Source organism: Psychrobacter sp. Marseille-P5312, assembly GCF_900291405.1.
Taxonomy (GTDB): Bacteria; Pseudomonadota; Gammaproteobacteria; order Pseudomonadales; family Moraxellaceae; genus Psychrobacter; species Psychrobacter celer.
On the sequence record NZ_OLML01000001.1, the window covers coordinates 2,819,154 to 2,831,867 of the forward strand.

The following is a 12,714-nucleotide window of genomic DNA, read 5'->3' on the forward strand; positions in this document are numbered from 1 at the left end:
CGTCTAACACTGCGGATACTGCAGCGTAAAAAGCCCTCTATACAGATATAGAGGGCTTTTTTTGTCTATTTATCCAGCATTGCCGTAAAACCACCCACTTCAGGGGGTGGCTATAAGGCAACTTAAGTAGTTATGCTTACGCAAAGAAAGCTGTTTAGTGTGGCATATTTTGCTGTTCGATATACTGGCGGATAATTTACCATCAAACGCCACAAGCTCGGCTTCAAACTTGTTGCACACATCAGCAAAGATAGCCTCAAGATCATCAAGAACTTGTTTGGTGAAAACTGCCCGTCGATACTTAGCGACAAAGAGCAACTGCACATGCAAATTAAAAACAACGTGTCTACCACGTCTTAAGTCATTTTCTACTAAGTAGACCAATATGGAATAAAAGAGAATACCAGTATAAACTAACCTCATGAAAACACTCAAGTTACGCATTAAAGACAAACATGCAAACCAGCTAAACAAAATAGCTGGGAGTGTTAACTATGCGTGGAACTATGTTAATGACTTAAGTTACAAACACCTAAAGCGAACAGGTAAATTCTTTAGTGCCTACGACCTAAACGAATACACCAAAGGTAGTGGTGAGTATTTAGGCTTGCACTCGCAAACTCTGCAAGCCATAAACGAGACTCACACCAAATCTCGTAAGCAGTTTAAAAAAGCCAAACTAAATTGGCGAACCAACCGACCCGATGCCAAGCGAAAAAGTTTAGGTTGGATTCCATTTAAAAAGTCAGCAATCAAACATCTGCACACCAGACAAACGGGAAAGAAAGCACTTAAATCAACCATTCAGCTATCGCTCTCTAAAGGTCAAAAGTTCATCATAGATGTATTCGATAGCTACAACCTAAGTCTATATCAAATCAACACGCTTGAGATAGTGCAAGACAGCCGTAATCGTTGGTATGCCTGCATCACCGTTAAAGACTTTCCTAAGCAGATAAGCGGCAAAGGTAGTGTAGGCATAGATTTAGGCTTAAAAGAGTCTGCTACCACCTCACACGGTGACAAGCTGACAACCAAACAGACGCAAAAGTGGGCGAAAAAGCTCGCTGTTGCTCAACGAGCGAAAAACAAACAGCGTGTCAAAGCAATACACGCCAAAATCAAAAATTCAAGGTTAGATGCAATTCATAAATTCACCACCAGGCTTGCTAAGGATAACGCCTTAATTGTGGTTGGTGATGTTAAATCACGTTCATTCACAAATAAGAGAACTAAACTGGCTAAATCAACATACGATGCAGGATGGTTTGAACTCAAAAGACAACTGGAATATAAATGCAAGTATGCAGGTTGTCAGCTTGAGATAGTGAATGAGAGTTACACTACCCAAACCTGTTCGCACTGCCTTAAAATAAGCGATAGTAGTCCGAAAGGTAGAGCAGGTCTTGGAATAAGAGGNCAACTGGAATATAAATGCAAGTATGCAGGTTGTCAGCTTGAGATAGTGAATGAGAGTTACACTACCCAAACCTGTTCGCACTGCCTTAAAATAAGCGATAGTAGTCCGAAAGGTAGAGCAGGTCTTGGAATCAGAGGATGGAGGTGTGCTGAGTGTGGCACATGGCATGATAGAGATATTAATGCCGCTAAGAACATCCTTGCGGTCGGGCTTGACCGTCTTGCAGAAGGAATCCCCTCACTTTAGGGAGGGGAGGAAGTCAAATTTTTATTGTATTTGCGTTTTAAGTGAGATGCTAACTGAACTTATTGACCACCTGTAATGGCAGATGCTTCATCGCCTTACCCACCACCGACCACGGCAAGCTTGGTACACAGGCTTCTTCTACCTCAGCCTCAATGGCGGCAACGATGGCTTTGGTGCCCGTTTCGGCATTGACCTCAAACGGCAGCGGTTTGGCGTTTTCATTGATCTCGGTACGCACATAGCCTGGATAAATCGTAGACACCTGAATGGGCAGATTGGTAAGTAGCATATCAGCACGAATACCCTCTGCAAGATGCGCCAGCCCCGCTTTGCTTGCACCATACGCCGTTAGGTGTTTGGGCAAACCACGCATGGCCGACATACTAGAGATCACCACCAAGTGACCGCTGTTTTGTGCGCGAAAGATATTCATAGCCGCTTCACACTGTGCCAGCGCGGATATAAAATTGATCTCGACTGTATGACGGTTGGTTTCAAAACGGCCTTTACCAATACGGCGACTATCTCCCACACCCGCATTGACGACCACACGGTCGATACCATCGAAGTCCGCAGCAAAGGCATCAAACACTGAAAATATCTCGTCATAGTTGCTCACATCCAAAGCGCGATACTCGACCCGAATATCCGGATACTCTGCCACTAGCTCTGAGGTTAAACGCTCTAGGCGATCGGTACGGCGCGCACAAATCGCCAAATTATAACCAAGCTTGGCAAAGAGTCTGGCCATCCCTTCACCCAAGCCTGAGCTGGCTCCTGTGATGAGTACGGTTTTGCCGCGCCCGACTTGTTGTTTGCTGCGTTTTTTTAAATACCGATCCGGGTATAGCGCGCTTAATATCTGCCGCTTGCGCTGCTCGGCGTTTTGTTTGACGACCTTTAAAATATGATTTTGCATAGACAGTCCTTGATATCTTATAATGAAATAGCGCTTATTTTATCATCAGACAAGATAAGCGGATGATACGCGGCGATCATAGAGAATGGCATTCGTCCTTAGCCGCAGCCGCGAGCGCTGTTGTCCTACTATAGCGTATCCATGCCGTCAGATACCAGCTTATCGCCACGTCACAAACCCTTTGCCTGCTGAAAACAGGTGACTATACTCATTTAAAGACAGCAAACGCGTTCGCTCATTTTTAAACGTGATCGCCGTCACCCCAGTATTGACCAGACTTTTATTAATCTGATAAGCCGTTGAGCTGCCCTGCTTTAATAGCTGAGCTGTGATGGCCGCGATCACGCCACCTGAGGTAAAAACCAGCACCGTACTGTCACGATTTAGGCTCATATCTACCACTTTTTGTCGTACCTGCTCGAGCGCCAACTGGGCGCGGTCGTTGAACTGTGGCCAGCTCTCTAGATAGTCATCATCGCACTCGCCGCCATGCCAGCGCTGCATCGCTTGATCAAACAGCTCGGCCAAACGCTTAGATGGGACCTCTGCTTGCGCAATCTCGGCCGCGATTGCCGCACGATTGCCAAAAGCTGGATGAGATTTCATCAAGACGTCTTGATGATTAAACTCATCAAACTGCGGCAAGACATGGCGATCCGTATTGTCTAAGTCAATGGTAGATACGAGCGGCGGCGTTTGGCTTTGATCCCTGCTCGCAAAAGACTGATAGCGCTGCCAAAAGTGCCGCGCTGAGTCTTGCTGCCTGACCAAGCTGCCGGTAAAGATGGCATCGATACGGCGCTGGGTGTTTGCATAATGCTCACCTAACATCTGCGCCTGAATACCGCCCAGCTCTGAGAGCTGATCGTAGTTTGCTTGCCCAAAGGACGCCTGACCATGACGTGCCAGAAGTATGGTGGTCATAAAATGCTGCCTTTTGTTATTAATCCAACGGTATTTGTTAGCGACGTATCAGCGCGTTACTCGTCCACCGATGACGACGTCTGGGTAAAGTAGCTTTTTGGTAAGATACTTTTGACAATTTTTTGTACAGGACTGGGTAGCTGTGCGATGGTATCAGCATCGACGCCCATGTCTGCTAAATGCGGCTGCACGTGACTGGTAAACAACGCCTCGCCCTCATACTGAGCGATCAGCTTTAAGCACTTGGCATGCAAGACATGGACGATGATCCAAAAGTTTTTAAAGGCAGGGTTGGTGGTTTGTTTATGATAATAGCGATAATAAATTTGCTGTACGATACCCGCTAAGCGAAATAACCCAAACACCTCATAAAACGTCCAGTTGTCTATCTGTAGACCCGTACGCTCCAGATAATAATCCACCACTTCCTCACGGGTCATCATGCCCTTTAAATGCGTGGGCTGACGGCGGGACTGCTGCATGATCATGTTATCGTCGGCTTCTATCCAGTAAGCCAAAGCACTGCCCAAATCCATCAACGGATCGCCCAAAGTCGCCATTTCCCAATCGAGCACACCAATGACTTTGGTTGGATCCGTGGCATCTAAGATCACATTATCAAAGCGCCAGTCGTTGTGAATCAAGCAAGTTTTACTATCGGCAGGTGTGTGCTTAGTCAGCCATTGACGCACCAACGCAAAGCTTGGCACATTGGGTGTCTTGGCTTTGACATAGCGCTTATCCCAGCCTGTCACTTGGCGCTCGCAGTAGCCCTCACCGCGGCCAAGCTCGACCAAGTCAGGATGCGCGCTATAGTCTACTTGATGTAGATCAATCAAGGCGTCGATGACATTGGTGCATAATGCGCGCGTTTGCGCTTCATCTAACTCAATCCCTTTGGGCAGATTGGCACGCGGAATGATGCCTTCCATACGCTCCATGACATAAAAATCCGCTCCGATGACTGACTCATCGGTACATAGCGCCACCATATTTGGCACATAAGGGTAAGCGTCTTTTAAGGCTTTTTGTACCGTGTACTCACGCACCATGTCATGCGCCGACTTGGCTTTGGTGCCTTTTGGCGGACGACGTAAGATCAAATCTTGCTCTGCACCCGTGCCTTCATATTGTAGCCGGTACGTCCAGTTTGATGCGCCGCCTGAAAACTGAGTGACTGTTGGCTCGCCTTTTATATCAACGCCCTGCTCGCGTAGCCAGTCGCTGACCGCGTGAGCATCCAGCTCTTCGCCTTCGCGCACTGCGCCGCCTTTATCTAGGACGTTGCTCGGTGACTGGTCATCGTTGTCAGTAGAGTTGGCATGAGTATCAGTAGCCATAAGATGTTCCTTATCATGTGGTCAATTAAAGTAATCATTACGGTAAGGCAGCTGCATTATCGTCGCTTTGCGCCTTGTCTAGCGCCATTTTAGCGATTAGCAGTGCCTATTTGTGAATGTTCAACACGTTATGAATGTGCAACGCGCCCTACTCTTATATTAAGATTTAGCAGGTTTCGACGAGCGGCTAAAACCTTGACGCTTCAGCTCAAGTTTGGCAATCATGGTTTTATGCACTTCATCAGGGCCGTCAGCTAGACGCAGCGCGCGAGCTTGTGCATAAAATGACGGCAACATCGTGTCTTGGCACACACCCATACCGCCATGGATTTGAATCGCCATATCGACCACTTCTTGCAATACTGTGGGTGCGACGACCTTTATCGCAGAGATTTCAGTGAGTGCCGCTTTGGTGCCTTGGGCATCCATTTTTTGCGCCGCGTATAGTGTCAATAAGCGTGCTTGGTCAATCTTAACCCGAGCATCACTGATACGCTCAAAGTTACCGCCCAGCTGGATTAGTGGCTTACCAAAAGCCGTCCGTGCCATGCCACGTTTGACAGCCAGCTCCAACGACTTCTCAGCCGCACCGATACAGCGCATACAGTGATGAATGCGGCCTGGTCCTAAGCGGCCTTGGGCTATCTCAAAGCCCATACCCGGCCCGCCGATAAAGTGACTGGCTGGCACACGCACATCATTAAAGCTGACCTCTCCATGACCATGCGGCGCATCATAATCACCAAATACTTTGAGCATGCGCTCGATTTTGACGCCAGCGGTTTTTGCCGGTACTAGTACCATCGAGTGCTGATGGTGACGGTCTTTATTCTCATCAGGGGTATAGGCCATGACGATTAATACATCGACTGCAGGATCACCCAGACCTGACGACCACCACTTGCTGCCATTGATGACGATTTCGTCACCTTCGACCACCGCCGTCGCTTGCATATTGGTCGCGTCACTGGAGGCCACCTCCGGCTCGGTCATACAAAACACCGAGCGCGTCTTACCTTCTAACAACGGCGTAAGCCACTGGTCTTGCTGCTCTTTTGAGCCATAGCGCCATAACAACTCCATATTGCCGCTGTCAGGTGCATTGCAATTGAATACATAAGGCGCTAGCAAACTACGACCAGTCAGCTCAGCGATCGGCGCATAGTCGGTGACAGACAAGCCAGCACCCAGCTCATCATCTGGCAAAAATAGGTTCCATAATCCAGCGTCACGTGCCTGCTTACGCAAGCTCTCGTATTTTTCGGGCCACTGCCATGTGGTCCAGTCACCATCAGGGTTTTGTGCATGACAATCTTGCCAAAACTGCGCTTCTATTGGCTCGATATGGGTCTCGATGAACGCTTTGACTTTGGCATGCATGGATTGACCATATTCTGTTGCGGTAAACATCAGGGTTTGACTAGACATAGTGACTTCCTTTTCTCTACTTATGGTTAATGACTCTTATAAATTTCACATCGAAATTTTAATAAAACATTATAGTGTACGTACGTATACTCTCTTTTGTCCGCTACATTTATAACACAGTGATTATCAATAAACAGCAAAAAAGGCGCGACCAGCTAGGCCACGCCTTTTACAAAATACAAACACTTCATCAGTCAATCATAAAGCCTGCAGAGCTGAATACTAAACAACCTTTTGATATTTCATGTTATTTTAGGATGTTTAAACGACTGTTTAACTCAAAGCGCGCCAAGGCATCTGGCAGCTTGTCGAGCGCCACATGTAGAGTCGCCTCTGCTGCTTGCGCCAACCCCAGCTTTTCTGCGAGCGTTGGTTTTTGCCTTGAATGCAGGGCATACACCTCACTGTCTTCCATACGTGCCAAGATATAGCTGTCGGAGGTTTGTAGCTCATCGACCAAGTTTAGCGTCAAGGCATCTTCGCCATACCAGTGCTCGCCTGTCGCGACTTTTTCTAAGTCTAGAGCTGGACGGTAGGTGTTGACAAAATGCTTAAACAGCGCATGCGTCTGTTCAAGCTCTTCTTGATACTTGGCGCGGTCTTCGGCGTCGTTTTCTCCAAATACCGTCACGGTACGTTTGTAGTCGCCAGCGGTAAACATCTCATAATCGACATCGTGATTTTTGAGCCATTTATGAAAGTTTGGCAATTGAGAGACCACCCCGATCGAGCCGATCACAGCAAACGGAGCAGCCACCACTTTATCAGCCACACAAGCCATCATATAACCGCCACTCGCCGCGACTTTATCAACACAGACAGTCAGAGTTAGACCGGCATCTTTTAGACGAACCAACTGTGCCGCAGCCAACCCATAACTATGCACCAAGCCGCCGCCCGACTCTAGACGCACCACTACTTCATCACCCTTGTTGGCGGTGCTAATCAGTGTGCTAATCTCTTCACGCAGATGCTTGACGGCTGTGGCCTTGATATCTCCATCAAAGTCCAGCACAAAGACCTGTGGTTTGCTTTCGTTGTTTTTTTTCTTATTTTTTGCCTTTAGCGCTTGTTTGGCTTTTTTTGCCATGGCCTTTTTGAACTGCTTGAGGGCGGCTTTGCCTTGTGTGGCCTCCATCAAATCTTCACGGCGCTGCTTTTGCGCTTCGTTTAGATGGCGTACTTTTAGCTCGATAGGGTTTTTGGGTGGATGAAATAGCATGATGGTCATTTCCTCAAGTCGGTAGATATGTCAGTAGATATAATGATAATGTTGCTGTTATTAATGTGCAGCTGATATGTGCCCGATTGGCCGTATTTTCAAGCACGATGACATTATTTAACGTAGATACTCTGGCAACCGCTAGTTGTATAACAATGCCAGATTAGGCATAATATGCGTTTACACCAAATTACTGCAGCCTGCGCGATGACCATTTGTCTGAATCGCGTATTTGTGCTTTTTTGCACAGTGCCTATTCGCACAGTGCCTAACTGGCGCCATGCCAATGATGGCTGCATTATTATATTTCGAACTGGGCTGACAACTGGATAATTATATTATGACGCAAAGCACTATGACGCATAGCGAATACCGAGACGAATATTGCGGAGCCGTAACCGAAAGCTTACTTGAGCAAACCATCAGTGTCGTAGGCTGGGTACATCGTCGTCGCGATCACGGTGGCGTGATTTTTTTAGACATGCGTGACCGCGCCGGTATCTTGCAGGTCGTCGTCGATCCTGATACGCCAGAGGCATTCGCAACGGCTGATGCAGTACGTCCTGAATATGTGCTAAAAATCACTGGCCGCGTACGCCGCCGTTATGAAGGCACCGAAAACAACAATATGACCAGTGGTCAAGTTGAGCTGTTGGGCAAAGAGATCGAAGTACTGGCCAAATCTGAGACCCCGCCGTTCCCATTGAATGACGAAAATACCACGGTATCAGAAGACTTGCGTCTTAAGTATCGCTATCTAGATATGCGCCGCCCGCACATGCAAGAGCGCATGGTGTTCCGTGCCAAGGCCACCTCAGCGATTCGTCGTTATCTCGACGATCACGGTTTCTTAGATGTTGAAACCCCTATCTTGACTCGTGCTACGCCAGAGGGTGCGCGTGACTATCTGGTGCCTTCACGTACTCGCCCAGGTAACTTTTTTGCTTTGCCGCAATCACCACAGTTATTTAAGCAGCTGCTTATGGTGTCAGGATTTGATCGTTATTATCAAATCGCTAAATGCTTCCGTGATGAAGACTTGCGTGCCGACCGTCAGCCAGAGTTTACCCAAGTAGATATCGAGACTTCTTTCTTAAACGAAGAAGAAATCATGAATATCAATGAAGGCTTGATCAAGCACCTATTTAAAACCATGCTTGATGTCGAGTTTGAAGACTTCCCGCGCATGACTTATGCCGAGGCGATGCGTGACTACGCCTCAGACAAGCCTGACTTACGTATTCCATTAAAATTGGTCGATGTGGCTGATTTGATGAAAGATGTTGATTTTAAAGTCTTTGCTGGTCCTGCAAACGACCCTAAAGGCCGTGTGGCCGCGCTACGTATCCCAGGCGGCGCTTCACTCAGCCGTAAGCAAATCGATGCCTATACCAAGTTTGTCGGTATCTACGGCGCGCGCGGTTTGGCTTATATTAAAGTTAATGATGTAAGCTTGATCAACAACGGCGTCGACAAAGAGTCTGGCCTGCAGTCGCCTATCATCAAAAACATGACTGATGACGTCTTGGTTAGCTTGATCGAGCGTACTGGTGCAGAAGATGGCGACATTATTTTCTTTGGTGCGGACAAAGCCAGTGTGGTAAACGATGCCATAGGTGCTCTACGTCAAAAAATCGGTCTAGACTTAGACATAACCACGTGTGAGTGGGCACCGCTTTGGGTGACCGACTTCCCAATGTTTGAGCAAACTGACGATGGCCGCTGGACCTCTATGCACCATCCATTTACCAAGCCTAAAGGCTCGGTAGATGAGCTAAAAAACAGCCCAGAAACCGCGCTTTCTATCGCTTATGACATGGTACTAAACGGTACTGAAATCGGTGGTGGTAGCTTACGTATCAATACCCTCGAGATGCAGCAAGCTGTATTTGAAGCGCTAGGTATCGATGAGCAAGAAGCCGAAGAGAAATTTAGCTTCTTACTTGACGCCTTAAAATTCGGTGCGCCGCCGCACGGTGGTCTTGCCTTTGGTTTGGATCGTTTGATCATGTTAATGGTAGGTGCAAGCTCTATTCGTGATGTGATTGCTTTCCCGAAAACCAAAACTGCTGACTGCCCATTGACCCAAGCCCCTGCTGAAGTCGATAGCAAGCAGCTACGTGAGCTTGGTATCCGTGTGCGCGAAAAAGCACAAGCCGACAGCAATAGACCTGCTCAGTAAGCCCTCAGATAATGTTTAACTATTCTTTATCTGGCGGACTACAGGATTCATCACTGCGTGAGTGGTCATGAATCCGTACCATATCTTTAAATACGTGCCACTTTCCGTCCTACAGATAGTGGCACGTTTTGTCGCTTGGGTTATCATAAAGATACCCAGCTTGAGCATCATGCGCACCGTCAGTATCAATATGGCGCTGATTGCTGATTCTTTATCAGACCAGCAAAAACAAGCGCTGACCAAAGAGATTATTTATCATCAGTGCTTGACCAGTATCGAGTCGGTCAAAAGCTGGGCGATGCCGCCTGAGTGGAGCATCAAGCAGATACGCGATGTCCACAATAAAGACATTTTGTTAGAAGGTCTTGCCAGTCCAAACGGTATGCTGGCCATTGTCCCGCATCTGGGTACGTGGGAGATGATGAACGCATGGCTCAATCAATTTGGTGCCCCGACTATCATGTATAAACCAGTCAAAGGCGACATCACCAATGACTTTATCTTGCAAGGCCGCTCGCGGTTAAATGCCACGCTGGTACCCACCGATGGTAGCGGGGTCAAGGCTATCTTTAAGACTCTAAAGCAAGGCGGCTTTAGTATTATATTGCCCGACCATGTCCCTGATCCGTCAGGCGGCGTGGTTGTGCCGTTTTTTGGGATTGAGACGTTGACCAGTACGCTGGCCTCCAAGCTTGCCAGTAAAACCAAATGCGCACTGGTCGGCTTATCTTGTATTCGCCGTGATGATGGGCGCGGATTTGATATTTATTGCTATAAGCTTAATGATCCAGCGCTGTATGATCGCGATGCAAAAACAGCAGCGCATGCGCTCAATTTGGCCATGCAGCACATGATTGAGGATAAATGCAGTCATTATATGTGGGGCTATCGGCGCTTTAAGCATATCCCTGAGCTAGACAACCCTTATACGGCTGACAAAAACGCTTTGGCAGACTTTATTTGTAGTAATAACCAACATCGTAAGCGGCTTGATGATGACAGGCAGAACGCTCATCGCACGCCCTGAGTCTTCGCCCGCAACAACCCTATAAAACGATAATACAATCTGTTAAGCAGTGGCAAATACTATAGATAGTGATTATGGTAATATGAATCAGTCGTCATCGTTGACGATACTGCATGGTTGATACAACACGTACCTAAACTTTTATAAATCTACTCTCTACTGAACTTTAATATGAGTGCATTATGGCAACTGACATAACCCAGCCCTTATCAGACACCCTGACACAACCAGATTATACAGCCGAGCAGCGTTATGTCATCTGTATGAAATGGGGTGATAAGTATGGCCCAGAATACGTCAACCGCCTATACAATATGGTGAGCCGCCACCTGACATTGGACTTTCAGATGGTATGTCTGACCGATGACAGTACAGGTATTGACCCTGCCGTAAAATGCTACCCAATACCTGAGCTGGATCTACCTGCGGGCCCTGAGCGCGGCTGGAAAAAACTCACCACCTTTAAGCCTGAGCTGTATGACCTCAAAGGGGTGGCATTATTTTTAGACATCGATATCGTCATCGTTGATAATATCGATGGATTTTTTACCTATCAAGCAGCGCACCCAGACAGCGTCGTTATCATTCGTGATTGGAAAAAACCATGGCGCATGATTGGCAATAGCTCAGTCTATCGTTTCAAAGTGGGACAAAACACCTACCCTGAATTACTGGCAAACTTTGAGCGTAACTTTGAGACCATTCGCACGCAGGTTCGCCATGAGCAGGCTTATCTATCGAACTATCTGCGCGAGCATCATCATTTAGAGTACTGGGATAAAGACTGGTGCGTGAGCTTCAAATACCAATGTATTGCCCCTATTCCATTCAATCTGGTACGTGCCCCGACCCTACCTGAGGGCGCAAAAATCGTCATCTTCCATGGTGAGATTAATCCGCCCGATGCCATCAAAGGCGGCGGCGGCAAATGGTACCGTCATGTAAAACCAAGTCCATGGCTTGAGGAGTATTGGCAGTAGTGGTGCTAGCTAACAGGTGGATATATGAAAAAGTCCGACTCACCAGATATAGACATTGTCATCGCTTGGGTAGATGGTACAGACCCTGTACTTAAACAAAAAAGAGCGGCCTACAAGCCAAGTGGCGCCGTCGCATCAGATGCGATAAGTGCTACCCGCTTCGCAAGTGATGATGAGATATATTACAACATCGCCTCTATCATTAAATATGTGCCCTTCTGCCGTCATATTTATGTGGTCACCGACCAACAAAAACCTGCATTCATTGATGAATTTGCCGAGCAAAATATCTGTGCAGCAGATAAAATACGTATTGTCGATCATAAAGAGATATTTTCGGGTTATGAAGAATACCTACCTACTTTTAATACTCGATCAATTGAGTCGATGATCTGGAATATTCAAGGATTGTCTGATTATTTTATTTACATGAATGATGACTTCTTTTTTAATCAGTCAGTGACGGCTGATGATTTTTTAGACAATGAAAAGCTAATCCTTCATGGTGAGTGGCGTAACAGTGCTGTTTTAAATGCCAAGCTCAATTTTCGAAAATCACGCTTTAAATTTTTTGGCACACCAATACAGCCAAGACATACTATCGCGCAAATGTTAAGTGCTAAAATACTGGGCATGGATCAATTTTTTGAGATTCATCACTATCCTCATATTGTCGATAAAAATATCTTAAAGTCCCATTTGTTGAGTCATCCGCAATTATTGACCGAGCAGATAAAATACAAATTCAGAGATGTCGCCCAAGTTAACCCTATAACGCTAATGAATCATCTAAAAATTCAAAAAGGCGAAGCAAGTTTAAAACCTAACACCTCTATCAACTATCTAAAAAACGAGAGTAGCGTAGAAGATTTTATTCTTGCCTTAGAAGATAAAACTATTAAATATGGTTGTATTCAAAGTTTGGATCTTCTTGAGTCAGATTTATATATAAAAATCAGCCAAGCCATGAGGCACAAATTCTTGGATTATCTGCCTCATTCCGTGTGAGATACCACAAATAATGAG

At 46.6% G+C, this 12,714-nt stretch carries 11 protein-coding genes; 5 read left to right on the forward strand and 6 right to left on the reverse strand.

Annotation, left to right across the window (positions count from 1 at the left end):
• Window positions 1-99: 99 nt before the first annotated feature.
• Window positions 100-444, reverse strand: a complete 345-nt coding sequence (locus C6W44_RS12085) for a transposase (protein ID WP_319830004.1) — start codon at window positions 442-444, stop codon at window positions 100-102.
• Between C6W44_RS12085 and C6W44_RS12090 the strand changes: the two genes are divergently transcribed.
• Window positions 422-1,666 (forward strand): RNA-guided endonuclease TnpB family protein, encoded by a 1,245-nt coding sequence (locus tag C6W44_RS12090; protein WP_105245961.1) that lies wholly within the window; start codon window positions 422-424, stop codon window positions 1,664-1,666. The two genes, C6W44_RS12085 and C6W44_RS12090, sit on opposite strands and share 23 nt — an antisense overlap.
• Window positions 1,667-1,715: 49 nt before the next feature.
• Here C6W44_RS12090 and C6W44_RS12095 read toward each other — a convergent pair whose 3' ends face one another.
• From C6W44_RS12095 to sohB, 5 genes are all read right to left on the reverse strand, one after another.
• Window positions 1,716-2,585 carry an SDR family oxidoreductase gene (locus C6W44_RS12095; RefSeq protein ID WP_105245963.1) on the reverse strand — a complete coding sequence of 290 codons (870 nt, stop codon included), beginning with the start codon at window positions 2,583-2,585 and terminating at the stop codon, window positions 1,716-1,718.
• A gap of 159 nt (window positions 2,586-2,744) precedes the next feature.
• Window positions 2,745-3,509 carry a histidine phosphatase family protein gene (locus C6W44_RS12100; protein ID WP_105245965.1) on the reverse strand — a complete coding sequence of 255 codons (765 nt, stop codon included), beginning with the start codon at window positions 3,507-3,509 and terminating at the stop codon, window positions 2,745-2,747.
• A 56-nt stretch (window positions 3,510-3,565) separates the two neighbouring features.
• Window positions 3,566-4,849 (reverse strand): phosphotransferase family protein, encoded by a 1,284-nt coding sequence (locus C6W44_RS12105; RefSeq protein ID WP_105245967.1) that lies wholly within the window; start codon window positions 4,847-4,849, stop codon window positions 3,566-3,568.
• Window positions 4,850-5,008: 159 nt separating this feature from the next.
• Complete coding sequence (locus tag C6W44_RS12110) at window positions 5,009-6,259, reverse strand: acyl-CoA dehydrogenase family protein (RefSeq protein WP_199774529.1); 1,251 nt, start codon at window positions 6,257-6,259, stop codon at window positions 5,009-5,011.
• A gap of 265 nt (window positions 6,260-6,524) precedes the next feature.
• The gene (gene sohB, locus C6W44_RS12115; protein WP_105246692.1) at window positions 6,525-7,499 is read right to left on the reverse strand and encodes a protease SohB; all 975 of its coding nucleotides are present in this window, start codon (window positions 7,497-7,499) and stop codon (window positions 6,525-6,527) included.
• Window positions 7,500-7,854: 355 nt separating this feature from the next.
• On the opposite strand from sohB, the gene aspS reads away from it, so the two are divergent.
• The 4 genes from aspS to C6W44_RS12135 all read left to right on the forward strand — a co-directional run bounded on the left by aspS (window position 7,855) and on the right by C6W44_RS12135 (window position 12,696).
• The gene (gene aspS, locus C6W44_RS12120) at window positions 7,855-9,681 is read left to right on the forward strand and encodes an aspartate--tRNA ligase (RefSeq protein ID WP_105246695.1); all 1,827 of its coding nucleotides are present in this window, start codon (window positions 7,855-7,857) and stop codon (window positions 9,679-9,681) included.
• A gap of 67 nt (window positions 9,682-9,748) precedes the next feature.
• Window positions 9,749-10,708: a lysophospholipid acyltransferase family protein gene (locus C6W44_RS12125; protein ID WP_105245971.1), complete on the forward strand. Its 960-nt coding sequence runs from the start codon at window positions 9,749-9,751 to the stop codon at window positions 10,706-10,708.
• Window positions 10,709-10,890: 182 nt separating this feature from the next.
• Window positions 10,891-11,688 carry a glycosyltransferase gene (locus C6W44_RS12130; protein ID WP_105245973.1) on the forward strand — a complete coding sequence of 266 codons (798 nt, stop codon included), beginning with the start codon at window positions 10,891-10,893 and terminating at the stop codon, window positions 11,686-11,688.
• Window positions 11,689-11,712: 24 nt separating this feature from the next.
• Window positions 11,713-12,696 (forward strand): Stealth CR1 domain-containing protein, encoded by a 984-nt coding sequence (locus C6W44_RS12135; protein ID WP_105245975.1) that lies wholly within the window; start codon window positions 11,713-11,715, stop codon window positions 12,694-12,696.
• Window positions 12,697-12,714 lie beyond the last annotated feature (18 nt).